We start from the raw sequence: 23,797 nt of genomic DNA, 5'->3' as shown, positions 1-23,797 counted from the left end.
TCGATGGCCGATAGCGACGAGAGCAGCGCGCGCGTTACCGTGCGCACCATCACCGATCTGGCGCGGCTGGCCGGGGTCTCTCCCGGCACCGTCAGCCGCGCGCTCGCCGGCAAGAGCCTCGTCAACACCCGGACGCGCGAGAAGATCGAGGCGCTCGCCCGCGAACACGGCTTCCGCCCCAACCAGATGGCGAGCGGGCTGCGCCGCCAGAAGACCGGGGTGATCGGGGTCGTCATCCCGCTCGGCCACGACATCCGCCAGCAGATTTCCGACAGCTTCTTCATGACCCTGCTCGGCCACCTTGCCGACGAGCTCACCACCCACGGCTACGACCTGATGCTGCGCCGGGTGGTGCCCGAGAGCGATCCCGACTGGCTCGACCGGTTCATCGGCTCGGGCATGATCGACGGGGTGATCGTGATCGGCCAGTCCGACCAGTTCGAGCGGATCGAGGACGTTGCCGACGGCTACCGTTCGATGGTCGTGTGGGGCAACCACACCGAGGGGCAGCGGCACTGCGTGGTCGGCACCGACAACCGCCTCGGCGGGAGGATGGCGGCCGAACGCCTGATTGCCGCGGGGGCGAGGCGCCTCGCCTTCCTCGGCGATACCGGCCCGATGGAATTCGCCGCGCGCTTTGCCGGGGCGCAGGATGTCGCCGCACGCATGGGCCTGCCCGCGATCCTGCCGCTCTCCACCCACCTATCCCCCGACCGCGCCAGCGCCGAAATCGCGCAGCACCTTGCCGAGCATGGCCGCAACATCGACGGCATCTTCGCCGCGACCGATACGCTCGCCGCGCTGTGCCTCACCGAACTGCGCGCGCAAGGTCTCGCCGTGCCTGATGACGTGAAGCTCGCCGGCTTCGACGACCTGCCGATCGCCCGCCAGACCGTGCCGCCGCTCACCACCGTGCGGCAGGACATCGCCGCGGGCGCGCGCGGCCTCGTCGACCTGCTGCTGCGCCGCCTCGCAGGAGAGGCGACCGAGAGCTTCGTGCTCCCGCCCGAACTGGTGGTGCGCGAGACGGCCTAGCCGCCCCCGCTCATGCTCTTCACCAGCGCTGCGGCCGAGGCGCCTTCCAGCGCAAGGCCGTAGCCCACCTCGCGCACCAGCCGTTCTTTCAAAGGCTGGATGAAGTGAATGCGCGTGTTGCGCCGCGTGACGGCAGGCTTGGTCAGATAGACTGCCGCCAGCTCCCGCGCCCGGGCGAGCGCCGTGCCATCGGGCACGACTTCGGCGACCACGCCCCACTCCCTTGCCGTCGCCGCGCTGATCGGCTGCGGATCGAGCAGCCATGCCTCCGCCCGGCCCGGCCCCGCGCGATAGCTCCAGGTGGTGAGGATGCCGTCCCCCGGCACGATCCCGCCGGCGAAATGCGGCAGATCGTGGAAGGTGGCACTCTCGCCGGCGACGATCACGTTCGCCATCAGCGCATATTCGCTGTGGACGTGCGCGGCGCCCTCGACAGCGGCAATCACGGGGACGCGAATGTTGGCGAGGTTCTCGAGGATTTGCACGCCCTCGTCATGCACCTGCGACCAGACATCGGGATCGGCGACATTGCCGAAGCTCGGGAAGTCGATCCCCGGAATGAACTGCCCACCCGCCCCGGTCAGGATGACGATGCTGTTATCGCGGTCCTGCGCGATCCGGTAGAAGGCCTCGGTGTAGTCGGCGTGGTCGCGCGCGGTGAAGACCAGCGGGCCTCCGCCGCTATGGAAGGTGGCGGTCAGCACGCCCGCCTCGTCGCGCGCGAGCGCGAGGCCGGGGAAGGCATCGAAATAGGCTGGGCGTGTCATGGCGGATCCCTCTCGTCGTCGGCACGGCGGGACCGAGGCTAACGCGGCGAGGCCTGCGATTATTTCCATTTCTCAGTATCTCGCAAAAGCCGCAGAAACCGGCTTGCCTTATTGAGAATCGTTCTTAAAGGCGTTCCTGCGAATGATTATCAGGAACGGTTCATCAATGCGATTCTCTCTCCTCCTCTCCGCCGCACTCCTTCCCCTCGCCGCTGCCGCCCAGGCCGAAGAGACCGCGCCCGCCCCCGAAGAGAGCGAAATCGACACCATCATCGTCACCGCCGCGCGCACCGCGCTCCCCATCACCGCCCTCCCCCTCACCGCCGAGGTGATCGACCGCGCGGCGCTGGAGCGGCAGCTGCTGATCTCGGGCTCGGTGGTGGATTCGGTCGCGGCGCTGATCCCCTCCTTCTCCCCCGCCCGCCAGAAGCTGACAGGGCAAGGCGAGACCCTGCGCGGCCGCTCGCCCCTCTTCGCGATCGACGGCATCCCCCAGACCGCCCCCTTGCGTGACGGTTCGCGCGACGGCTTCACCATCGACCCCTTCTTCATCGACCGGGTGGAGCTGATCCTCGGCTCCAACGCCTTGCAGGGCATCGGCGGCACGGGCGGGGTGATCAATCAGGTGACCGTCTCCGCCCCCGCCACCGACGGATGGAGCGCGCGCGCGATCCTCCAGGGCACCGCCGAGAACGGCTTCCGGGCCGATGGCTTCGGCGGCAAGATCGGCGCGCTGGTCGCCAACCGTTCGGGCAATTTCGATGCGGTGGTGGGCGCGGCCTATGAACGCCGCGGCGTGTTCCGCGACGGACGCGAGCGCCGCATCGCGCCCGACGGCACGCAGGGTGACCTGATGGATTCAGACAGCCTCTCCTTCTTCGCCAAAGCCGGCATCGACCTTGGCGAGACGGTGCGGATCGAGGCGATGGGCCAGCGCTTCCACCTCGTGGGCGACGGCGATCTCGTCGCGGTCAACGGCAACCGCCTGACCGGCCTGCCCTCGACCGGCGCAAAGGGCGTGGTGCCGGGTGACGCGCCCGAGAACCTTGCTGAGAGCCTCTCGCTCACCCTCACCGCCGATGAACTGGCGGGCGGCGCGCTGCGGGTGCGCGGCTTCTGGAACCGCACCGCGGACATCTATGGCGGCGGCACCTTCGCCGATTTCCAGGACCCGGCGATCGCCCCGGTCGGCACGCTGTTCGACCAGACGCAGAACATCAGCCGCAAGTGGGGTATCAACGCCAGCTGGGAACGCGAGTTCGGCCCGCTCAATCTGGTGCTCGGCACCGATCTCCTGAACGACCACACCGTGCAGGTGCTCGCCCAGACCGGGCGCGCCTGGGTGCCGCCGACCGACTACCGCAGCATCGCTCCCTTCGCGCAAGGCAACCTCGCGCTGTGGGACGGGAAGGTTCGCCTCGCGGGCGGGGTGCGCTGGGAGAATGTCGAGATTTCGATCCCCGATTACCAGACGCTCTGGTTCTACGGCCCGCGGCAGGTGGGCGGCGGCTCGCCCAGCTTTGACCGCGTGCTGCCCAATGGCGGCATCGTGATCGAGCCCTCACCCGGCATCCGCGCCTATGCCAGCTATGCGCAGGGCTACACCGTGCCCGACGTCGGCCGCATCACCCGCGCGATCCGCACCAATGGCGTCGATCTCGACAATGACCTCGATATCGCGCCGGTCGTCGCCGACAACCGCGAGGTGGGCGTCGAGGTGAAGCGCGGGCCGATTGATGCCAGTGCGACCTATTTCTGGTCGGACAGCGACAGGGGCCAGCTCCTCGTGCTGGTCGGCGACGTGTTCGAGGTGCAGCGCCAGCGCATCGAGATCGAGGGGATCGAGCTCAATCTCACCACGCAAACCCCGGTTCCCGGGCTGAAGCTCGGCGTCGGCTATGCGCACCTCAACGGGCAGGTCGATACCAACAACGACGGGCTGGTCGATTCCGACCTCGACGGGGCGAATATCGGCCCGGACCGCCTGAACCTTTCCGCCGATTATACCGCGGGGCCGGTCAATCTGCGCCTGCAATCGCGCACCCATTTCGCCAAGGTGTTCGACGGGCTCAAGCGCGTGCCCGATAACGACTTTGCGGGTTACACCCTGCTCGATGGCTCGGTGACGCTTGCGACCGATCTCGGCAGCTTCACCCTCGCGGCGCAGAACCTGCTCGACCGGCAGTATATCGACTACAATTCCGACACCCAGCGCCCGGCCGACAACCTGCGCTATTTCGCCGGGCGCGGGCGGACGATCACCATCGGCTGGCTGGGGCAGTTCTGATGCGCGAAGGCTTGCGGATCGTCCACCGCTGGCTCGGCGGGCTGGTGGGGCTGGGTCTGGCGGTGCTCGGGCTGACGGGCGCGGCGCTCTTGTGGAAGCCGTGGTGGGCGGGCGTGCCGCTCGCGGAACGCGCGCCCTCGGCGGTCGAGGTGGAGGCGATCATCGCCAAAGCCGAGGCGCTGGGCGCGACCCATGTCACTCTCCCCTCGGCCGAGTTCGGCGTGGCGCAGGCAGGGTTCGGACGCGGCGGCGGCGGCGCCTATCTCGCGCATGACGGCACGCTGCTCGCCCGCTGGCAGAGCACGTGGGAGCGGCCCGAGACCTTCCTGTTCGATCTCCACCACCATCTGCTGATGGGCGGCACGGGCGAGGTGGTGGCAGGCTGGCTGGGGCTGGCCGCGATCGTCTTCTGCGTCACCGGCATCATCCTGTGGTGGCCGACGCGCCGCACCTTCCGCCTGCGCGCTCTGCCGCCGCGTTTCACCCGGCCCGCGGTGATCCTCCACCACCGCGATATCGGCGTGGTGCTGGCGCTGCCGATCCTGCTGGCCGCGATCACCGGCGCGCTGATGGTGCTGAAGCCGCTCGGTCAGGCGGTGCTCGCCCCGCTTTCGAGCGCCGGGGAGGTCGCCGCGTGGCAGGCCAAACCGCCTGCCCCCGCCACGACGCGCAAGCCCGATTGGCCCGCGATCCTCGCTGCGGCCCGCACGCGCTTTCCCGATGGCGAGCTTCGCATGATCGTCTGGCCCAAGACCCCCGGCGAGGCGGTGACGATCCGGATGCGGCGCCCGGCCGAGTGGCACCCCAACGGGCGCACCACGCTCTCGCTCGCGGGCGACGGGACGGTGCTGATGGCACGCGATGCCACTGAAGCGCCGCTAGCCGTGCGGGCGAACCATGCGCTCTATCCGCTCCATGCGGCGCGGATGGAGGGGAGCGCGATGGCGCTGCCGCTCAGGATCGTGATGACGCTCGCGGGCCTCGGCCTCGCCCTGCTCGGAAGCCTTGCCGTGGTGACCTTCTGGCGCAGCCGAAGCCTGCCCCGCCGTGGCGCACCCGCGATCCCCCGCGGGCGCGCCGCAGGCTGAGGCCTACCAGCGGATCAGGCGGGGGACGAGCGCGCGGCCTACCAGCGCCATCACCACCACCGCCGCGCTGTGCCAGATGCCGATGTGGACGATGTCGTTCTCCGCGCAGTGAAGCGATGAGGCGAAGATCCCGAAGGCCCCCGACGCAACCCCCGTCACCAGCCCCGCCCGCTCGGGCGAGGTCGGCGCGCCGCGGCGCAGACACAGCACCAGCGCGGTGAAGACCAGCAGCGAGGCGAGGCTCCCGCCCGCGGCGCATTCGGCCCCGTGACGCATCACCTCGGGCGAGACCGAGGATGCGCCGCGCACCACCGCCACGATCGCGCCCGCGACCGGCAGCAGCCCCGCCATCGCCGCCGCCCAGCGCCACCCGGAGTGATCGCTGCCCACGTGAGGCCGGCTCATCACCACCACCGTCACTGTCGCGGCGAGGGCGAGGCCGAGGAACAGCCCCGTCGAGACCAGCTGCATCGGGTCGAGATGCCCCGCCAGCCATTCGGCGCGCAGGCCGAACAGGCCCACCACCGCGCCCGCCGAAAGGGCCGCTCCGAGCAGCGCCAGCGCCACGCCCTCGCCGAAGCGCAGGGGCTTTACCGGTTCGAGCTCGCCCACCAGTTCCGCGATCAGGGCATCGGAATTGCGCGGCATGGTCATTCTTTCTCGATCATGGCGGCCAGCTTCTTGAGGCCGCGGTGGATGTTCACTTTGACGAGGCTCTCGCTTTGCCCCGTCATTTCAGAGGCTTCCGCGATGCTCAGCCCCTCGATCTTGACCAGCGCGATGGCCCGTTCCTGCGCGGGGGGCAGGAGGCCGAGCAGCCGGTCGAGGCTGATGCGCGCCGCCACCGCAGGCTCGTCATCCGCCCCCACCAGCTCCTCGTTAAGCTCGTGCTCGGCGGCGCGGTAGAGGCGGCGCAGGTGGTCGACCCAGCGGTAGCGCGCGATCGCCGCCAGCCACGGCAGGAAGGGCCGCGTCGCATCCCACGAGGCGCGTTTTGTATGAAGCGCTATGAGCGTTTCCTGCACCAGATCGTCGAGCGCGGACGGCGCGATGCGGCCGCTGTAATAGTTTCTGAGCCAGCGCTGGCAGGCCTCGAGAAGGGTCGCATAGGCCTGCTTGTCGCCGCCCTGCGACATGCGCATCAGCCGCGCGAGGGTCGCCTCGTCGGCTCTCATCGCGGCCTCGCGGATGTGCTGTCACTGATCATGCCGCGCCCCCTTTCGCCGGTCCGCTGCCTGTGTTGGGCTTTCTTCGCGGGACAGCGGCCGAAGGTTACATGGCGTAGGACAGGATTTCGCGTCTTTCGCGAAAGCCTGCCCGATACGAAGAAGCCCCGCACTCGCCGGCAGCGAGCGCGGGGCTTCTTTCGTCACCGGCGACGCGCTCAGCTGAGCGCGACGTGGCGCTTCAGGTGGTGGTCGACGTTCCCGAACTCGCTGTCGAAGATCGTCAGGCGCTTGAAGTAGTGGCCGATGGCATATTCGTCGGTCACGCCGTTGCCGCCGTGGATCTGCACCGCTTCCTGCCCGATCAGCCGCGCCGACTGGCCAACGCCGACCTTCGCGGCCGAGACCGCGAGCTTGCGGGTGCGCTCGTCCGAGCCGAGACGCAGGGTGGCGAGGTAAGTCAGCGACACCGCGGTTTCGTAAGCCGTGTACATGTCGACCATGCGGTGCTGGAGCACCTGGAAGGAGCCGATCGGCACGCCGAACTGCTTGCGCTGGCGCGAATACTCCACGGTCATCGCATGGGCGACCTTCATCGCTCCGCAGGCCTCGGCGCACAGCGCGGCGATGGCTTCGTCGGTGACGAGCTCGATCAGCGCAAGGCCCTCACCCTCGGCCCCGATCAGCGCCTCGGCGCCGACCGCGACATTCTCGAAATAGACTTCCGAAGCGCGGCGGCCATCGACGGTCACATAGTCGCGGGTGGTGACGCCGGGCGTGTCCTTGGCGAGCACGAAGACCGAGACGCCCGAGCGATCCCGCCGCTCGCCGCCGGTGCGGGCGGTGACGACGAGGTGGCTCGCCCAGGGCGCGCCGATCACGACCGCCTTGTGGCCGTTCAGTACATAGCCCGAACCGTCCTTCTTCGCGGTGGTTTCGAGATCGGCGTAGTCATAGCGGCCCTTGGGCTCGGCATAGGCAAAGGCGAACACCGCGCTGCCCGAGACAATCGCGCCGATATGCTCTTCCTTCTGCGCCGCGGTGCCGCCGTGCTTGAGGAAGCCGCCCGCGCAGACCACGGTGGGGACGAAAGGCTCGACCACCAGGCCCTTGCCGAACTCGGTCATGATGACCATCGCATCGACCGCGCCGCCGCCGAAGCCGCCGTCGGCTTCGGAGAAGGGCATGCCGAGGATGCCGAGCTCGGCGAGCTGGCTCCACACTTCCGGCCGCCAGCCTTCGGCAGTGGCGATCGCCTTGCGGCGGGTTTCCCAGTCGTACTGTTCACGAACGAGGCGCGACAGCCCGTCGCGCACCATGTCCTGTTCTTCGGTGAAGTTGAAATCCACGAATTCTCTCCCGTCCTTCGGTGCTTACAGACCGAGGATCATCTTGGTGATGATGTTGCGCTGGATCTCGTTCGATCCGCCATAGATGCTGGTCTTGCGCATGTTGAAATAGGTCGCCGCCGCGTGGGCTGCGTAGTCGGGGCCGACCGGATGCTCGTTCGAGCCGTTGTCGTTCGACACCCCGCCCATGTACGGCGCGGAATAGGTACCGACCGCTTCCAGCGTCAGCTCGGTCAGGCGCTGCTGGATTTCGGTGCCCTTGATCTTGAGGATCGAGCTTTCCGGCCCCGGCCCCTTGCCCGCCTGCTCGCCCGCGAGCGTGCGCAGTTCGGTGATCTCGAGCGCGGCGAGATCGATCTCGAGCTGGCTCACCTTCTTGGCGAAATCGAAATCCTTGATCAGCGGCTGCCCGTCGAGGGTTTCATGTGTCGCGATCTCGCGCAGCTTCTCGACGCCGCGCTTCGAACGGGCGACGCCGGCAATGCCCGAACGTTCGTGGGCGAGCAGGAACTTGGCGTAAGTCCAGCCCTTGTTCTCGACGCCGACGAGGTTCTCGACCGGCACACGCACGTCGGTCAGCCAGGTCTCGTTGACCTCGTAACCGCCGTCCAGAAGCTTGATCGGCTTCACTTCCACGCCCGGCGTCTTCATGTCGACGAGGATGAAGCTGATGCCTTCCTGCTGCTTGGCGGTCGGATCGGTGCGGCACAGGAAGAAGCCCCAGTCGGCGTGCTGGGCGAGCGTCGTCCAGGTCTTCTGGCCGTTGATGACGTAGTGATCGCCGTCACGCACGGCAGTGGTCTTGAGGCTGGCAAGGTCCGAACCTGCGCCCGGCTCCGAATAGCCCTGGCACCACCACACTTCGCCGCTGCGGATGCCGGGAAGGTGCTTGGCCTTCTGCTCTTCCGAACCGAAGGTGTAGATCACCGGGCCGACCATCGAGACACCGAAGGGCAGCGGCATGAGCGCGTTCACGCGGGCGTTCTCTTCCGACCAGATGTAGCGCTGGGTCGGGGTCCAGCCGGTGCCGCCATATTCGACGGGCCACGCCGGAACCGACCAGCCCTTTTGGCCGAGGATCTTGTGCCACGCGACGAAGTCCTCGCGCGCCATGTCCTCGCGCATGCCGAAATCGGCGAGGTGCTTGGGATAGTTCTCGGCGATGAAGCTGCGGACTTCCTCGCGGAAGGCCTGCTCTTCGGGGGTGAATTCGAGGTTCATGGGGTGGTCTCTCCGCCTATGGTTTGTGTCTTTGCCATACGCTTTGTCACGCCCTGCGGACGCGGAAAAGAGGGTTTTGACAGGCCGTTTCGCAGAGGCGGGCGAGCCGTAGGGGAAGGTTTCACGTGAAACACCTTCCGAGGGGGGCCTGAAGGGGGTCTAGCGGGGGTCTGGAGGGGGTCTGGACCGGTCTGGAGGGGTGCGAGACTCGGGCGAGAGGGTGATGAGCGCGGGCTGTGTTTGGCGGGGTGGCGGGGTGTTGGAGTTTTCGTCTCCCCGGACTTGATCCGGGGCCCCGCTTTCTTGTGCGCGTGCCCGCCTCCGCGGGCACGTCCTCGGCGAGTCTCCGTCGCTTCGCGCCGGATCGCCTGCGGCTCGCGCGCGTGCGCTCGCGGCCCGTCCGCTGGCGGGCCGAGACCTTTCTTTTCAATCACGCCCGGAGCGTGTCCTTAAATCTCCAGCGGACCGTGCTGGATGTGCGGCAGGACATGGCGCGCAAACAGGTCGGCTTCCTGCATGTGCGGATAGCCCGAGAGGATGAAGGCCTCGATCCCCTCGGCCTGATAGGCGCGCAGCTTGGCGAGCACCTGGTCGGGAGTGCCGACGATCGCCGCCCCGCAGCCCGAGCGCGCACGGCCGATGCCGGTCCACAGGTTCTCCTCGACGAAGCCGTCGCCATCCGCCGCGCCGCGCAGCTCCTGCTGGCGCTGGACGCCGTAGTTCTTGGCATCGAGGCTCTTCTCGCGGATCGCGCGCCCCGCCTCGTCATCGAGCTTGGAGAGCAGGCGGTCGGCATATTGGCGCGCCTCGTCCTCGGTCTCGCGCACGATCACGTGGACGCGGTAGCCGAATTTGAGGGTGCGCCCGTAACTGGCGGCGCGCGCCTTGAGGTCGGCGATGTTCTCGCGCACCTTGTCCATCGTGTCGGGCCACATCAGGTAGACATCCGCCGCCTCGGCCGCGCACTCGCGCGCTTCGTGGCTGAGGCCGCCGAAGTAGAACGGCGGGCACTTGCCGCTGAGCGTCGTGATGCGCGGCGGATCGAGCTTCAGCTTGTAGAACTCGCCGTCGAAATCGAGATGCTCGCCGTTCAGGAGCGTGCGGACGATCTTCATGATCTCCGTGCCGCGGCGGTAGCGCGGGCCGCTCTCGATCTTTTCGCCCGGCATGTCCGACGAGATGATGTTGACGTTGAGCCGCCCGCCCGTGCCGCTCGCATTCGGGCCGAGGATGCGGTCAAGCGTGGCGATCCGGCGCGCGAGCTGCGGCGGCCAGTCCTCGCCCATGCGGGTCGCCCACAGCAGCTTGATGCGCTTGACCTGCGTCGCCACGGCGGCGGCGAAGATCGTGGTATCGACCCCCAACTGATAGCCCGAAGGCAGCAGGATGTTGTCGAAACCGCCTTCTTCGGCGCGGGTGACGATGTTGCGACAATGCTCCCAGCTCGATTGCAGATAGGGATCGGGGACGCCGAGGAACTCGTAATCATCGTCACACAGCGCGGAGAACCACGCGATTTCGCATTGTTGCTGGTCAGTCATGGCTTCGTTCCCATCCCAGTTTCCGTTCGCCCTGAGCTTGTCGAAGGGCCGTATTTCTTTTTCTTCCCCGTGCGATCCAGGAAGGACGGGGCTTCGACAAGCTCAGCCCGAACGGGGTGGGTGCTTAAGGCAAAGGCACGCCCCGCGCGGCGACCAGCACGGCGTACCATTCGGTGCGCGTCCAGCGGACCTTGAGGGCCTCGGCGCCTTCCGCGATGCGGGCGGGGTTTTGCGAGCCGATGATGGGCACGATCCCGGCCGGGTGCGCCATCAGCCAGCTGTAGGCGGCAACCGTTCGCGACACGCCCTGCGCGTCCGCCACCGCATCCAGCGCGGCCGCCACCGCCTTGTCGCACGGCGTTTCCGGCGCGGCCAGACGCCCGCCGCCGAGCGGCGACCATGCCAGCGGGGTGAGGCCCAGCATCATCGCCTGATCCAATTCGCCATTCTCGAAGCAGGTGATCCGCAAGGGGCTGATCTCGGGCTGGGTCGTGACCAGCTTGTTGCCGAGGAAGTGCTGGAGCGCCGCGATCTGCGCTTGCGTGAAGTTCGACACGCCGAGGGTCCTGATCTTGCCGCTCGCCACCGCATCATCGAGCACGCGCGCCACTTCCTGCGGGTGGGCGAGGATATCGGGGCGGTGGATCTGCCACAGGTCGACGCTGTCCACCTTCAGGCGGCGCAGCGAATCGTCGATCGCCTTGGTCAGGTAGGCCGGGCTCTGGTCATAGGGGAGCGGCGGGAGGATGCCGCCCTTGGTCGCGAGCACCATCTGGTCGCGAAGGCCGGGTTCGGCCGCCAGCACCTCGCCCAGCAGCACTTCCGCATCGCCGAACCCGCCCTTCCCGTCGAAGCCATAGATGTCGGCGGTGTCGAGGAAGGTGATCCCGCTATCGAGCGCCGCGTGCACCAGCTTTGCCGCATCGGCCGCCGTGCGCCCGTTCTCGGCGAGACGCCACATCCCCCAGGCGATGGGCGAAACCTCGATATCGCTCGCGCCAAGGCGGCGTGTGGCGGGCGGCAGGGGCAGTTCACTCATGGTCATTTCCTCTGTGGGGGCGCGACCGAGGCGCGCTCGACAAGTTCGTGGGGCAGGCGCTTGTGGGTGATGTCCCCGCCCGCAATCAGAATCTGCGTCGCCGTACGGGCTAGGTCGGCCATCGGCTGGCGGATGGTGGTGAGCGGCGGCCAGACCGTGCGCGCCAGCGTGGTATCGTCGAAGCCCGCGACCGAAAGCTCGTCGGGCACGCGGATCCCGCGGTCATGCGCCACGGCGAGGACGCCTGCGGCCATGTCGTCGTTGGAGGCGAAGATCGCGGTCGGGCGATCCGGCTGGTCGAGCAGCACGCGGGCGCCGCGCACGCCGCTGTCGAAATCGAACTCGCCATCCTGCACCAGCTGCGGCTCGAACGGGATGCCGACGCGGTCGAGCGCGCGGCGGTAGCCGAACAGGCGGTCGTCCGAGGCCATGTGGTTGGTGTGGCCCTTGATGAAGCCGATCCGGCGGTGCCCGGCGTTGATGAGGTGCGTGGTCAGATCGTCCGCCGCCTGCGCATCGTCCATGAACACCGAGGACGTCAGCGCATGGTTCGTCCCCGGCGAGATGCGCACGAAGGGCACGTCCATCTTCTCCAGCGCGCGCAGCACCGGATCGCAATCGGTGACGGGGGAGGACAGGATAATGCCATCCACATGGGTCTCGCTGACGAGGCCGCGCACCTGATCGCCCACCCGCGGGTCGGCGACGTCCACCGGCTGGGCGAGCAGGCGGATGCCGTTTTCCTGACACACCTCCCAGCAGCCCTTCTGGATCTGGAACATGTAGTAGGGGCTGTGATTGTCGTAGATCAGCGCGACCTGGTTCGACTTCGCACCCGAAAGGATGCGCGCGGCGACCGAAGGGCGGTAGTCGAGCTCGGCCATCGCCGTCTCGACCCGCGCTTTCAGTTCAGCGCTGACATAGGGGTGGCCGTTGAGAACGCGGCTGACAGTCTTCACCGCCACGCCCGCGCGGGCCGCCACATCGCGGATATTGGCGCGGCTCATGCGGCAAGGCTCCGGAACAGGTCGGCGAAGGCACCATCCGGGCGGTAGAACACCGGCGGCGCACCAATGGGCGCGGCCACATCGTGCCAGCCGGGGGCGTAAGCCTGCCCGCTCCAGATGTGCCGCCAGTCGCCCGCCGGCAGATAGACTTTGCGCATCACCGCCCCCGCTTCGATCACCGGCGCCACCAGCAGCTCCGCGCCGTAGAGATACTGGTCCTGTACCGCGAAGGTAGCGGTATCTTCCGGAAAGTGCAGGAACAAGGCGCGCTGTGCGGGGAGGCCCTCGGCCTGCGCTTCGGCGACGAGGTGGCGGACATAGGGCGCGAGGCTCTCGTGGACGCGGCTCCAGCGCACGAAGCCCTCGATCAGCGCCGGGGTGCTGTCGATCTGGAGATTGTCGTCGGGGCGGTTGCCCTCGTGGGTGCGGAAGACGGGGCTGAAGGCGCCGAGCTCGTACCACCTGAGGATCAGCTCCTCGGTCCGGACATTGCCGAACAGGCTGGTATAGCCGCCGACGTCCGAATGGCTGAAGGCATTGCCGACAAGGCCCGATGACAGCGCGGCGGTGATGACCGTGCCGATGCCGTCATGGCGGCTGAAATCGACCGACTGGTCGCCCGCCCACAGCAGGGGGCAATGGGCCTGCACGCCGGTATGGCCTGCACGCATGAACCACAGCACGTCGCCCGTGCGGCCCCTTGAGGCAACCGCGCGGGCGTTGATCTCGGCCCAGCGGACGGGCCAGCGGTTGTGCTCCTGCATCGGGTCGCCATCGAAGAGGCGCAGGTCAGTGGGGAGATATTCGCCGAAATCCGCCATCCAGCCATCGAGTCCGAAATCGAGCATCCGCTTGCCGATCACTTCCTCGGCGAACCACGCGGCAGCCTCGGGGTTGGTGAAATCGACCACGCCCGCATGGAACTCGCCGAAATCGACGAGGTAGGGCGCATCGCTCTCCAGTTCGCGCGCGAAATAGCCCTTGGCGGCGGCTTCGGGGAACAGCGGGCCATCGACCGCGAGATAGGGGTTCACATAGCCGAGGAAGCGGATGCCGCGGGCCTTGAGGGCGGCGATCCGCGCGGGCAGATCGGGGTAGCGATCCGCGTTCCACTGCCAGTCCCAGAACAGGCGGCGGCCGAAGCTGGTCTCGCGGATGCCGACCCAGTCCTCGCACCACAGGCCGGAGACGGCGGCGCCCGCATCGACCAGCTTTTCGAGCCGTTCGAAACTCGCCTCACCCTGCTTGAGACCGACGACCGCGCCGCCCAGCGCCCAATCGGGGAGGGCTTGGCGCGGGCCGAAGCGTTCGCCCAGCTGGCGCACGAGGCTGGCGGGGGCGCCTTCGAACAGGTCGATGATCACCTCGCCAGACCACACGTGGATGCGCAGGACGCCCTCGGTGCGCGCGTCCAGCTCGACATATTCGGCATTGGCGAGGCTCAGCGCCCAGCCCGCGGAGCACAGCACGGTCGGCTCGGGATAATTGGTCGTCCAGTAATCGCCGCCTGCAAAGCTGCCGTCGGCGCTGGCCTGATCGGTGAGGTGCGTGCCGGGTTCGCGCCCGACGCCTGGCTCGCTGGTCCAGATCGGGAAGTTGCGGCCATTGAGGACGAGGTAGCTCATTTGCTCGCCCCCGCCCCACAGCACATCGCCGGGTTCGAGCGCGAGGTCGATGGTGATGCGGTCATGCCCCGAAAGCGCGGCAAGCGTCAGGCGCGCGCCTTGCAGCTCCACCGCCACCTTGGCGATGGAATCGGGGCTGGAGAGGGTGACGCGGCCATCGGCCTCCACTTCTGCCCGCGATAGTGGCGCTGCTGCCACAGCATCGTCGGCGAGGCGGAAATTGCCGCGCACCATCGTCACTTGCGGATTGCCCGAAGCCACGGAAATCGCAGGGGATTCCGGCGCATGACGCAGGAGCGTGCGGCCTGCCAGCAGCAAGCCCACACCCCCCTCGCATGGCGTCAGTTTGACCATTCCCGTCCCGTATATCCGTGCCGGACTGTCCCTTCGTCCGTTCTGACACCGCTTGACATAGCCCGGCCAAAAGCGCAACCCGACTGGCCAAAGATCGACCGCACGGGCGGACATCTCAATCACCCGCCCGCACAGAGCCGATCACGTCCAGAGGGGAGAATACACAATGTCGGTCACCAACCGTATCGCGCTCAAGGCGCTTGCCCTGTCCGCCAGCGCCCTTGCCTTCAGCGCCGCCGCTCCGGCCATGGCGCAGGTCGAGGAAATCATCGTAACCGCCCAGAAGGTCGAGGAAAACGTCCAGGACGTGCCGATCGCGATCGCCGCGGTTTCGGGCGACCGCCTGCAGCAGGCCGGCGTCATCAGCCTCGAGAACATCTCGACCGTCGTCCCCTCGGTGACCTTCCGCAAGGGCACCACGAGCGCCAACAGCGCGATCGTGATGCGCGGCGTGGGCACCATCTCCTTCTCGGTCGCCGCAGAACCTTCTGTGTCCACCGTTGTCGACGGCGTGGTGCTGAGCCGTTCGGGCCAGGCCTTCATGGACCTCGTCGATCTCCAGCGCCTTGAAGTGCTGCGCGGGCCGCAGGGCACGCTGTTCGGCCGCAACGCCTCGGCCGGTCTCGTCAACATCGTCTCGAAGGGCGGCACCGACACGCTCGAGGCCGAATTCAACGCCGACTGGTTCGAGGGTGACGAATACCGCCTGCGCGCCGCGCTCTCGGGCCCCATCGGCGAGAACCTCAGCGCCCGCCTGACCGGCTTCTATGGCAGCTTCGACGGCAACATCACCAACATCTTCGGCGGCAAGCGCGAGCAGGTGAACGGCTACGAGCGCTGGGGCCTGCGCGGCATCATGGACTATGACGACGGCGGCAACACCGTCCGCCTGATCGCCGATTACTACAAGGCCGACGACGATTGCTGCGTCGACGTGACCGGCGCCAGCCGCGGCGCGGCGCAGGACGCGCTGCTCGGCCTGCCCAACGGCGTCGCCATCGGCGAGGAACAGCGCTTCATCAACAACGACCTCGTCACCCGCACCCAGGACCAGCAGTGGAGCCTGACCGCGACCGGCGATTTCGAAGTGACCGACACCCACACGCTCAGCGTGGTGCTCGGCTACCGCAACTGGGAAAACACCGAGAACCGCGACGGCGACTTCCTGCCGCGCGCGATCACGACCGCGGGCCAGCTGCACGATTTCGGCACGGTGAAGACCGAACAGGTCTCGGCCGAAATCCGCCTCGCCTCGGACCAGACCAAGCCGTTCTTCTACCAGATCGGCGCCTTCGCGTGGCAGTCGGACAACTCGCAGGACTTCACCCGTCGCGGGATCACCTGCACCACCTCGACCCTCGCGGCGCTGCCGGGCGGGGCGATCCCGTGCAACACGGCCGACCGCGTCAACACGCTGTTCCCCTTCGCCACCTCGCGCAGCGACGTGCGTTCGCAGAACTACGCGCTGTTCGGTCAGGCGACCTACCAGATCACCGAGCAGCTCTCGCTGACCGGCGGCCTGCGCTACACCTGGGATGATCTCAACTTCACCCACACCCGCGCGCCGGCGGTGAACGCGGTGACCGGCCTGCCGGCGGCGGGTCCGGGCACCAACCTCAACCCGGCCGGCGGCCTCATCGCCAACGGCGGCAACGGCACCAACACCAGCCGCGGCGAGACCACCAACAACAACCTCTCGGGCCGCGCGGCGATCCAGTTCAAGCCGACCGAAGACATCATGCTCTACGGCTCGTACACCCGCGGCTACAAGGGTCCGGCGTTCAACGTCTTCTTCAACCACACCGCGCCCAACAACGCGGTGCCGATCTCGGAAGAGCTGTCCGACAGCTTCGAAATCGGTGCGAAGACGCAGTTCCTCGACAACCGCGTGCAGCTGAACGTTGCCGCCTTCACCGTCCAGTATGACGGGTTCCAGGCGAACAACTTCATCGTGGTGAACAACGCGACGATCTCGAACCTGACCAACGCCGGCACGGTGAAGAGCGAAGGCTTCGAAGCCGACCTCGTGGTCAACCCGATCGACGGTCTGAACCTGCGCGCCAGCGCCGCCTATGCCGACGCGCGGGTCAAGCGGTTCAACCCGAACCCGACCACCAACGCGCCCGACGCGCGCAACGGCACCGTCCTGCCGCTCGCGCCGAAGTTCGTCTACACCATCGGCGGGGACTACACCAAGGAACTGGGCGCGGTGACGATGTACCTCAACACCGACTACCGCCACACCAGCACGCAGTATTCGGACCTCGGCCAGTCGCCGACCACCCGGATCGATCCCTACGGCATCTGGAACGCCTCGATCGGCCTCTCGGATGTGGACGACAAGTATCGCGTGACCTTCCACGCCCGCAACATCGCGGACGAGAGCTACGTGCTGCTCAATATCGAGAACGGCCGCCGCCTGCAGATCCCGCGCGATTCGGATCGCTACTTCGGCGTGTCGCTGCGCGTGCGCACCCGCTGATCGGCGTGACAGCGTGAACGCGAAAGGGGCCGTCGGAGCGATCCGGCGGCCCTTTTCGTCTCGCGCCTGCTTGCCTGCCCTCGCCTTCGAGCCCTAGGAACCGTTGATGGCCTCTGACCACTCTTCCCCCATCGCCCCGCGCCTGCGCTGGGCGCTGTTCACCGTGCTGTGCGTGGCGGGGGTGTTCAACGCGATGGACCGCCCGATCATCGCGATCCTCAAGCCCGACATGATGGCGGACTTCGGCTGGAGCGACAAAAACTTCGGCGATCTCGCCGCGGTCACGCAGTTCTCTGCCGCCTTCGCCTTCCTCGTCACCGGCTGGCTGGTCGACCGGCTGGGGGTGAACCGCTCGATGCAGGTCGGCGCGAGCGCGTGGAGCCTTGCCGCGATGGCGCACGGCTGGGCGTTCAGCACGTGGCAGGTGGTCGCCGCGCGCGTGGGCCTCGGCGTCACCGAGGCGGTGCAGACTCCGCTCACCATCAAGACCGTGGCGACCCTGTTCCCCGCCGACAAGCGCAGCTTCGCCTTCGGCTTCGCTACCCTGTTGGCAGGCGCGGGGACGATCGGGATGCCCTTCGTGATCCCGCCGCTCGCCGATGCCGTGGGCTGGCGCGGCGCGCTGGTCGCGGGCGGAATCGGCGGCTTCGTGTCGCTGATTGCTTGGATGTGGCTCGCGCGCGGGATCGCCGGCCTCAATGCGCGCGGCGGGGAGGAGAGCGCGGCGCAGGTTGCAGGCGGGGAGGCTTACGGCCCGATCCTCGCCAACCGCCAGACCTGGGCCATCGTCGTTGCCAAGGCACTGTCGGACATGACCTGGTGGTTCATCAACTTCTGGCTCGCCGATTATTACCGCAAGGAATTCGGCCTCTCGACGCTCGAGCTCGCCGTGCCGCTCGCCATCGCCTTTGCCGGATCGGGCCTCGGCGCGCTGCTGGCGGGCTGGGCCTCGACCAAGCTGCTCGAGGCCGGGTGGAGCCCCAACCGCGTGCGCAAGGGGGTGATGCTGGTCTGCGCGCTGATCGTTTTGCCGCTGCCGCTGGTGCTCAGTCTCAATACCTTCTGGCCGGTGGCGGTGATGATGGGCGTCGTCATGGCCGGGCATCAGGGCTTCTCGCTCTCGCTGTTCTCGACCATCACCGATGTCGTGCCCGAGGCGAAAGTGGGCCGCGTCACCGCCTTCGGCGCCTTCATGGGCAATATGGGCGGGGTGGCGATCAGCCTCGTCACCGGCCGCGTGCTCGATGCGGGCTTCGGTTTCGTGCCGCTGTTCGTCTTCGCCGCCGCCTCCTACCTCGTGGCGCTGGCGTGGTTCCACCTGCTGCTCCCCGAAATACGCCGCCCGGTGCCCGACAGCGAGGTCTTCGACTGAGCTTTCGGCCGCCCACGAGGTTGCAATCGCGACCCCCGCGCGGTAGGCTTGTGACACCGTGAGACATACGGGCGGACACAGGGACAGGACGGCGCAGGGATGAAGCGGGGATCGAGCCCGGATTTCGAGGCTTTCGCCGGCGATCTGTTCGGCGAGATCATGCTCGCCGACACTGCCGCGGTCGCTGCCGCCAAGGCCGAGAAGAAGCCGCTGTCGCGCTTCATCCCGGGCCTTGCGATCTCGGCCATCGCGGGTGCGGCGGCGGCGTGGCTCAGCCAGAATTACGGCGTGCCGATCATCCTTGCGGGCCTGCTGCTGGGCCTCTCGCTCAATTTCGCCTCGGGCGATCCGCGCACCCATGACGGGCTCGACGCGGTCTCGCGCCACGGGTTGCGCGCAGGCATCGTGCTGCTCGGCTTTCAGGTGACGGTGATGCAGGTCGTGGCGATGGGGCTGGTGCCCTTCCTCGGCCTTGCGCTGGTGATGGCCTCGGCGCTCTTCGCAGCGCTCGCCGCTGCCCGGGCGACCGGCCAGAGCCCCGCCATCGGCCTCCTCGGCGGCGGCGCGACCGCGATCTGCGGAGCCTCGGCGGCACTCGCGCTCTACGGCGTGATCGGGCGCGAGCGGATCGACCAGGCGCAGTTCACCCTGACGCTGGTGATCCTCGCCGCCGCCAGCGCCATCGCGCTGATCGCCTACCCGCCGCTGACGCAGATGCTCGGCTTTTCCGACGCGCAGGCGGGCTTCCTCGTCGGCGCCTCGATCCATGACGTCGCGCAGGCAATCGGCGCAGGCTTTGCCGTGTCCGACGCAGCCGGCGCGCAGGCGACCGTGGTGAAGCTCACCCGCGTCGCGTTGCTCGCCCCGCTGGTGACACTTGCCGCCTTGTGGATCGCGCGTGTCCAGCCGCTCGCCTCGGGCGCGGGCCGCTCCAAGGTGCCGGTGCTGCCGGGCTTCATCCTCGCCTTCCTCGCGCTGGTGGTGGCCAATTCGCTCGTCACCCTGCCCGCGCCGGTCGCGCCTGCCGCGCTGACTTTGTCGAAGACATTGCTGCTGCTCGCGGTTACCGCGACCGCGATGCGCACCCGCACCGACCTGCTGCTCGGCCTCGGCTGGCGGTCGGTCATGCCGGTGCTCGCGGCGACCATCGCCTCGCTGGTGGTGGCGCTGGGCTTTGCGGAGTGGGTGATCCGGTGAGCGAGACGTTCGACCTTGCGGTGATCGGCGGCGGCGTCAACGGCGCAGGGATCGCGCGTGACGCGGCGGGGCGCGGGGCAAAGGTGCTGCTGCTCGAGCGCGGCGATCTGGCCGAGGGCACCTCGTCCAGCTCGACCAAGCTGATCCACGGCGGCCTCAGGTATCTCGAGCATTACGAGTTCGCCCTGGTGCGCGAGGCCCTGTCCGAGCGCGAGGTGCTGTGGGGCATCGCGCCGCACATCATCTGGCCGCTGCGCTTCATCCTCCCCCACCGCCCGGGCCTGCGCCCGCGCTGGCTGCTGCGGCTGGGCCTGTTCCTCTATGACCATATCGGGGGCCGCAAACGCCTGCCCGCTGCCGAGGGGATCGATCTGACGCGGCACCCGGCAGGCGCGCCTCTCAAGAGCGAATACACCCGCGCCTTCGCCTATTCGGATGGCTGGGTGGACGATGCGCGCCTCGTCGTCCTCAATGCCCGCGACGCGGCGAACCGCGGCGCCGAGGTGCGCACCCGTTGCGAGGTCACGTCGCTCGCCCGCGAGGGGGACGTCTGGCGGATCGAGGCGGGCAACGAGGTGTTCCACGCCCGTGCCGTGGTCAACGCTGCCGGCCCCCGCGTGCTCGACCTCCTCGGCCGCGCGGGCGAGCCGACCACGCAGAAAATGCGCCTCGTGCGCGGGTCGCATATCGTGGTGAGGAAGCTTTTCGACCACGACTACGCCTATTTCTTCCAGCTGCCCGACGGGCGGATATTCTTCGCCATCCCTTACGAGCAGGACTTCACCCTGATCGGCACCACCGATGTCGACCACCACGGCAGCCTCGCCGAGGTGAAGGCCTCGCCCGAAGAGATTGCCTATCTGTGCGAGGGCGCCTCGGAATATTTCCGCACACCCGTCACCCCCGCCGACGTGGTCTGGACATATTCCGGCGTGCGTCCGCTGGTCGATGACGGCTCGGGCCGGCCCGAGGCGGCGACGCGCGGCTACCGCTTCGAGATCGATGGTGGGGCGGACGGCGCGCCTGCCCTGCTCTCGGTGTTCGGCGGCAAGATCACCACCTACCGGCACCTCGCCGCCGAGGCGGTCGAGCAGCTCCAGCCTTTCCTCCCGGCATTGAAGGGCGGCGACTGGACGGGCGGCGCGGCGCTCCCCGGCGGCGATTTCGGCGTGAACGAAGCGCCCGCCAAGGTGGCGGAGCTTGCCCAGCGCTACCCCTTCCTGCCGCAGGGACTCGGCCACCGCCTGATCCGCCTCTACGGCACCCGCGCGCTTGCCATCCTCGGCGATGCGGCGAGCCTTGCCGACCTCGGCGAGGAATTCGGGCACGGCCTCACCGCCGCCGAGGTCGACTACCTCGTCGAGCACGAATGGGCGCGCGAGCCCGACGACATCCTGTGGCGCCGCACCAAGCTCGGCCTGCACTTCACCCCCGAACAGACCGCGCGCCTCGCCGCCTATCTTGCTGAAAGGATTTCCCCCGCATGACCCGTATCGTAGCCCTCGGCGGCACGGTGAACCCCGGCTCCTCCACCGAGCAGGCGCTGCGCCTTGCCGCCAATATCGCGGCGGGCGAGGGGGCCGAGGTGACGGTGTTCGGCGGCGAATATTGCGCGGCCCTCCCCCATTATCGCGGCCCCGGCTACACCACGGCGATGGGCGCGGAACTGGTGGAAGCGGTGCGCGCCGCCGATGGCCTTCTCGTGGCCGCCCCCGGCTATCACGGCACGATCTCGGGCGTGATCAAGAACGCGCTCGACTATCTCGAAGACCTCGCGCGTGACGAGCGCCCCTATCTCGATGGCCGCGCTGTGGGCCTCATCGCCACGGCGTTCGGCGATCAGGCCTCGATGTCGACCCTGCTCACCATGCGCGCGATCACCCATGCCCTGCGCGGCTGGCCGACCCCGATGGGCGCGACGATCCGCACCTATCAGGGCATGTTCTCCCCCGACGGCGAATGCCTCGACGAGCGTGCGCGAGGGCAGCTGGAGCTGGTCGGCAAGCAGGTGGTGCTCGGCGCGAAGAGCTTCGCGGCCGGACGGGATCTTGCGTGATGGCGGGCGGGTTCGATGCGGCGCTCGAGGCGATTGCCGCAGGGCGGATCATCGTCATTGCGGGCGACCGGCTGCGCGGGGGTGACATCGACCTCATGGTCGCGGCAAAGCACGTCACGCCCGAGGCGATCAACTTCATGGCCACGCATGGCCGCGGCCTCATCTGCCTGTCGGTGACGCCCGAGCGGGCCGAGCAGCTCGGCCTCAGCCTCGTCAACCCCGGCACCGCGCGCCAGACCGGGCGGCCCTTCGCCCGCTCGATCGAGGCGGCCGAGGGGGTCTCGACCGGCATCTCCGCCGCCGACCGCGCGCATACGGTGCAGGTGGCGATTGCCGAGGGGGCGACCTCGGCGCACATCCACTCCCCCGGCCACGTCTTCCCGCTGATCGCCCGCGCGGGCGGCGTGCTCGAGCGGCCCTCGGCCTGCGAGGCCTCGATCGACCTCGCGCGGCTCGCGGGCGCCGGCGATGCGGCGGTGATCTGCTCGATCATGCGCGACGACGGCGAGATGGCACGGCTTGACGATATCGGCGATCTTGTGGAAACTCACGACCTCGCCGTAGCCGACATCGGAGCGCTGATCGAACGCCTCGAGGGAGCGAAAGCTTGAGCAGCACACTGACCCGCCGCGCGCTGATTGCCGGAGCCGGAACCGCGGCGCTGGCGGCTCCGGCGCTGGCGAAGCTGGGCGGGATGATCGACCTCGGCCTGCCGGGCGGGCCGAGCCTCAGGCCCACCACCCCCGACTTCCCCGGCAAGCGCGACATGATCGTCCAGCGCATCCGCCCGCCCTTGCTCGAAGCCCCGATGGAGGCGTTCGCCAAGGGCACGATCACCCCCAACGACCGGATGTTCGTGCGCTGGAACTGGCCCTTCCCGACCGAGGTCAAGGCCGCCGAGCACCGCGTGGCCGTGGGCGGCGCGGTGAAGAAGGCCGTCTCCCTGACGCTCGACGACATCGCGGCGGCGGGCGAAACCGTTGAAATCGTTGCGGTCAACCAGTGCGCGGGCAATGGCCGCGGCCTCTCGGAGCCTCGCGTCACCGGCACCCAGTGGGGCAACGGCGCGATGGGCTGCGCGAAGTGGACCGGGGTGCGGCTGAAGGATGTGCTCGCCAAGGCGGGGATCGCCGAGGGCGCCACACGCGTGCGCTTCGCCGGGCTCGACGTGCCGCTGACCGATGGCGCGCCGCAGTTCATCAAGTCGATCCCGATGGATGTCGCGATGCGCGGCGATGTGCTGGTCGCATGGGCGATGAACGACGAGCCGTTGCCGATCCTCCACGGCTTCCCGCTGCGGATCGTGGTGCCGGGGTGGTTCTCGACCTATTGGGTGAAGATGCTCTCGACCATCGAGGTGCTCACCGGCGAGGACGAAAGCCATTACGTCGCAGAGACTTACCGCTGGCCGACGGTGCCGGTGACGCCGGAGAGCAAGGACTTCCCGACCGTCCCCATCACCGCCATGCCGCCGCGCAGCTTCATCACCAGCCATGCCGATGGCGAGACGGTGGCGAAGGGCAAACCGCTGACGCTCGAGGGCATGGCGTTCGGCGGGGATGCGGCGCTCGCCAAGGTCGAACTGGTGGGCGAGGGGTGGAGCGCCGAATGCGAGCTCGGCCCCGACGAGCACGGGCCTTTCGCCTTCCGCCGCTGGTCGGTGACGTTGCCGGAGGTGTCGGGCGACCTTGCGGCTATTGGCACCAAAGCGACCAATATCAACGGCTTGACCCAACCCGATGCGCTGGTATGGAACCCCTCGGGCTATGCCCGCAACGTGATCGAACGCATCACTCTGGTGGCCCGATGAGAGCGCTTCTCGTCCTTCCCCTCGTCCTCGCTCTCGCCGCCTGTGACGGGGCGCCGACGGCGAGTTTCGCCGATGCGGCCATCGTCCTGCCGGATGATCCCAACGAGCTGCCCGCAGGCCCCTACCGCGCGGTGGTGGAGGCCAATTGCACCGCCTGCCACTCACCCTCGACCATGCTCCAGCAGCCCAGGGTCAGCCGCGAGAAGTGGGAGTCGATCGTGGGCAAGATGAGGAAGCTCTACAAAGCCCCCGTCGATGACGAGGCGGCCAGGCAGGTGGTCGACTACATGGTCGCCATCCAGAGCGATGTTTCACGTGAAACCCCGCAGTAGCGGGGGTCTGGCAGGGGTCTGGCGGGGTCTGGCAGGGGTCTAACGCCGCGCGAGTGCCCGGTGAGTGCC

General features: G+C 68.2%; 20 protein-coding genes. 11 read left to right on the top strand and 9 right to left on the bottom strand.

The genetic code is table 11. The features are described from left to right. Nucleotides 1–3 precede the first annotated feature (3 nt). Nucleotides 4–1,035 carry a LacI family DNA-binding transcriptional regulator gene (locus BZF57_RS01125; protein ID WP_086733726.1) on the top strand — a complete coding sequence of 344 codons (1,032 nt, stop codon included), beginning with the start codon at nucleotides 4–6 and terminating at the stop codon, nucleotides 1,033–1,035. On the opposite strand, the gene BZF57_RS01120 is transcribed toward BZF57_RS01125, so the two are convergent. After that, nucleotides 1,032–1,802, bottom strand: coding sequence for an enoyl-CoA hydratase/isomerase family protein (locus tag BZF57_RS01120; protein ID WP_086733724.1), 771 nt, complete (start codon nucleotides 1,800–1,802; stop codon nucleotides 1,032–1,034). The two genes, BZF57_RS01125 and BZF57_RS01120, sit on opposite strands and share 4 nt — an antisense overlap. 166 nt (nucleotides 1,803–1,968) lie before the next feature. On the opposite strand from BZF57_RS01120, the gene BZF57_RS01115 reads away from it, so the two are divergent. Both BZF57_RS01115 and BZF57_RS01110 read left to right on the top strand, forming a co-directional pair. Continuing rightward, nucleotides 1,969–4,089, top strand: coding sequence for a TonB-dependent receptor (locus tag BZF57_RS01115; protein WP_086733721.1), 2,121 nt, complete (start codon nucleotides 1,969–1,971; stop codon nucleotides 4,087–4,089). Further along, a complete protein-coding gene (locus BZF57_RS01110) occupies nucleotides 4,089–5,177 on the top strand; it encodes a PepSY-associated TM helix domain-containing protein (RefSeq protein WP_086733719.1) in 1,089 nt (362 codons plus the stop codon). Before BZF57_RS01115 ends, BZF57_RS01110 begins: the two co-directional genes overlap by 1 nt. A 3-nt stretch (nucleotides 5,178–5,180) precedes the next feature. Here the strand turns inward: BZF57_RS01110 and BZF57_RS01105 are convergent, their stop codons facing one another. From BZF57_RS01105 to BZF57_RS01070, 8 genes are all read right to left on the bottom strand, one after another. Further along, entirely contained in the window at nucleotides 5,181–5,825 is a 645-nt protein-coding gene (locus BZF57_RS01105; RefSeq protein WP_086733717.1) for an NrsF family protein, read from the bottom strand. 2 nt (nucleotides 5,826–5,827) lie between these two features. Next, nucleotides 5,828–6,352 (bottom strand): sigma-70 family RNA polymerase sigma factor, encoded by a 525-nt coding sequence (locus BZF57_RS01100; RefSeq protein ID WP_086733715.1) that lies wholly within the window; start codon nucleotides 6,350–6,352, stop codon nucleotides 5,828–5,830. Between the two features lie 209 nt (nucleotides 6,353–6,561). Next, a complete protein-coding gene (locus BZF57_RS01095) occupies nucleotides 6,562–7,692 on the bottom strand; it encodes an acyl-CoA dehydrogenase family protein (protein WP_086733713.1) in 1,131 nt (376 codons plus the stop codon). Nucleotides 7,693–7,716: 24 nt separating this feature from the next. Further along, complete coding sequence (locus BZF57_RS01090) at nucleotides 7,717–8,913, bottom strand: acyl-CoA dehydrogenase family protein (protein ID WP_086733711.1); 1,197 nt, start codon at nucleotides 8,911–8,913, stop codon at nucleotides 7,717–7,719. Between the two features lie 449 nt (nucleotides 8,914–9,362). Beyond that, a complete protein-coding gene (locus tag BZF57_RS01085; RefSeq protein WP_086733709.1) occupies nucleotides 9,363–10,454 on the bottom strand; it encodes an LLM class flavin-dependent oxidoreductase in 1,092 nt (363 codons plus the stop codon). Nucleotides 10,455–10,578: 124 nt separating this feature from the next. Then, the gene (locus tag BZF57_RS01080) at nucleotides 10,579–11,493 is read right to left on the bottom strand and encodes an aldo/keto reductase (RefSeq protein WP_086733707.1); all 915 of its coding nucleotides are present in this window, start codon (nucleotides 11,491–11,493) and stop codon (nucleotides 10,579–10,581) included. Between the two features lie 2 nt (nucleotides 11,494–11,495). Further along, nucleotides 11,496–12,500 (bottom strand): LacI family DNA-binding transcriptional regulator, encoded by a 1,005-nt coding sequence (locus tag BZF57_RS01075; protein WP_086733705.1) that lies wholly within the window; start codon nucleotides 12,498–12,500, stop codon nucleotides 11,496–11,498. Beyond that, nucleotides 12,497–14,479: an alpha-glucosidase gene (locus BZF57_RS01070; protein ID WP_086733703.1), complete on the bottom strand. Its 1,983-nt coding sequence runs from the start codon at nucleotides 14,477–14,479 to the stop codon at nucleotides 12,497–12,499. Before BZF57_RS01070 ends, BZF57_RS01075 begins: the two co-directional genes overlap by 4 nt. 166 nt (nucleotides 14,480–14,645) lie before the next feature. Here BZF57_RS01070 and BZF57_RS01065 point away from each other — a divergent pair, with 166 nt between their 5' ends. The 8 genes from BZF57_RS01065 (at nucleotide 14,646) to BZF57_RS01030 (ending at nucleotide 23,728) form a co-directional block, all read left to right on the top strand. Further along, nucleotides 14,646–16,961 (top strand): TonB-dependent receptor, encoded by a 2,316-nt coding sequence (locus BZF57_RS01065; protein WP_086733701.1) that lies wholly within the window; start codon nucleotides 14,646–14,648, stop codon nucleotides 16,959–16,961. 106 nt (nucleotides 16,962–17,067) lie between these two features. Then, on the top strand, nucleotides 17,068–18,333 hold the full coding sequence (locus BZF57_RS01060) for an MFS transporter (RefSeq protein WP_086733699.1): 1,266 nt from the start codon (nucleotides 17,068–17,070) through the stop codon (nucleotides 18,331–18,333). A 99-nt stretch (nucleotides 18,334–18,432) separates the two neighbouring features. Further along, nucleotides 18,433–19,530, top strand: coding sequence for a YeiH family protein (locus tag BZF57_RS01055; protein ID WP_086733697.1), 1,098 nt, complete (start codon nucleotides 18,433–18,435; stop codon nucleotides 19,528–19,530). Then, nucleotides 19,527–21,017, top strand: a complete 1,491-nt coding sequence (locus BZF57_RS01050; RefSeq protein ID WP_086734571.1) for a glycerol-3-phosphate dehydrogenase — start codon at nucleotides 19,527–19,529, stop codon at nucleotides 21,015–21,017. The genes BZF57_RS01055 and BZF57_RS01050 overlap by 4 nt, the downstream gene beginning before the upstream one ends. Continuing rightward, complete coding sequence (locus tag BZF57_RS01045) at nucleotides 21,014–21,586, top strand: NADPH-dependent FMN reductase (RefSeq protein ID WP_086733695.1); 573 nt, start codon at nucleotides 21,014–21,016, stop codon at nucleotides 21,584–21,586. Before BZF57_RS01050 ends, BZF57_RS01045 begins: the two co-directional genes overlap by 4 nt. Next, a complete protein-coding gene (gene ribB, locus BZF57_RS01040; protein WP_086733693.1) occupies nucleotides 21,586–22,197 on the top strand; it encodes a 3,4-dihydroxy-2-butanone-4-phosphate synthase in 612 nt (203 codons plus the stop codon). The genes BZF57_RS01045 and ribB overlap by 1 nt, the downstream gene beginning before the upstream one ends. Continuing rightward, nucleotides 22,194–23,396 carry a molybdopterin-dependent oxidoreductase gene (locus BZF57_RS01035; protein ID WP_240505806.1) on the top strand — a complete coding sequence of 401 codons (1,203 nt, stop codon included), beginning with the start codon at nucleotides 22,194–22,196 and terminating at the stop codon, nucleotides 23,394–23,396. The genes ribB and BZF57_RS01035 overlap by 4 nt, the downstream gene beginning before the upstream one ends. Then, nucleotides 23,393–23,728, top strand: a complete 336-nt coding sequence (locus BZF57_RS01030; protein WP_086733691.1) for a hypothetical protein — start codon at nucleotides 23,393–23,395, stop codon at nucleotides 23,726–23,728. Before BZF57_RS01035 ends, BZF57_RS01030 begins: the two co-directional genes overlap by 4 nt. Nucleotides 23,729–23,797: the final 69 nt, after the last annotated feature.

Source organism: Erythrobacter colymbi (genome assembly GCF_002155685.1).
In the GTDB taxonomy this organism is placed as follows: Bacteria; Pseudomonadota; Alphaproteobacteria; order Sphingomonadales; family Sphingomonadaceae; genus Erythrobacter; species Erythrobacter colymbi.
The sequence above is the reverse complement of the archived record's forward strand: the minus strand, read 5'-3'. Positions and strand labels throughout refer to the sequence as shown.

Bases quoted from the DNA above. Each gene is read 5' to 3' on its own strand.
- BZF57_RS01125 (WP_086733726.1), top strand. From the start codon at position 4: ATGGCCGATAGCGACGAGAGCAGCGCGCGCGTTACCGTGCGCACCATC.
- BZF57_RS01120 (WP_086733724.1), bottom strand. From the start codon at position 1,802: ATGACACGCCCAGCCTATTTCGATGCCTTCCCCGGCCTCGCGCTCGCG.
- BZF57_RS01115 (WP_086733721.1), top strand. From the start codon at position 1,969: ATGCGATTCTCTCTCCTCCTCTCCGCCGCACTCCTTCCCCTCGCCGCT.
- BZF57_RS01110 (WP_086733719.1), top strand. From the start codon at position 4,089: ATGCGCGAAGGCTTGCGGATCGTCCACCGCTGGCTCGGCGGGCTGGTG.
- BZF57_RS01105 (WP_086733717.1), bottom strand. From the start codon at position 5,825: ATGCCGCGCAATTCCGATGCCCTGATCGCGGAACTGGTGGGCGAGCTC.
- BZF57_RS01100 (WP_086733715.1), bottom strand. From the start codon at position 6,352: ATGAGAGCCGACGAGGCGACCCTCGCGCGGCTGATGCGCATGTCGCAG.
- BZF57_RS01090 (WP_086733711.1), bottom strand. From the start codon at position 8,913: ATGAACCTCGAATTCACCCCCGAAGAGCAGGCCTTCCGCGAGGAAGTC.
- BZF57_RS01085 (WP_086733709.1), bottom strand. From the start codon at position 10,454: ATGACTGACCAGCAACAATGCGAAATCGCGTGGTTCTCCGCGCTGTGT.
- BZF57_RS01080 (WP_086733707.1), bottom strand. From the start codon at position 11,493: ATGAGTGAACTGCCCCTGCCGCCCGCCACACGCCGCCTTGGCGCGAGC.
- BZF57_RS01075 (WP_086733705.1), bottom strand. From the start codon at position 12,500: ATGAGCCGCGCCAATATCCGCGATGTGGCGGCCCGCGCGGGCGTGGCG.
- BZF57_RS01070 (WP_086733703.1), bottom strand. From the start codon at position 14,479: ATGGTCAAACTGACGCCATGCGAGGGGGGTGTGGGCTTGCTGCTGGCA.
- BZF57_RS01065 (WP_086733701.1), top strand. From the start codon at position 14,646: ATGTCGGTCACCAACCGTATCGCGCTCAAGGCGCTTGCCCTGTCCGCC.
- BZF57_RS01060 (WP_086733699.1), top strand. From the start codon at position 17,068: ATGGCCTCTGACCACTCTTCCCCCATCGCCCCGCGCCTGCGCTGGGCG.
- BZF57_RS01055 (WP_086733697.1), top strand. From the start codon at position 18,433: ATGAAGCGGGGATCGAGCCCGGATTTCGAGGCTTTCGCCGGCGATCTG.
- BZF57_RS01045 (WP_086733695.1), top strand. From the start codon at position 21,014: ATGACCCGTATCGTAGCCCTCGGCGGCACGGTGAACCCCGGCTCCTCC.
- ribB (WP_086733693.1), top strand. From the start codon at position 21,586: ATGGCGGGCGGGTTCGATGCGGCGCTCGAGGCGATTGCCGCAGGGCGG.
- BZF57_RS01030 (WP_086733691.1), top strand. From the start codon at position 23,393: ATGAGAGCGCTTCTCGTCCTTCCCCTCGTCCTCGCTCTCGCCGCCTGT.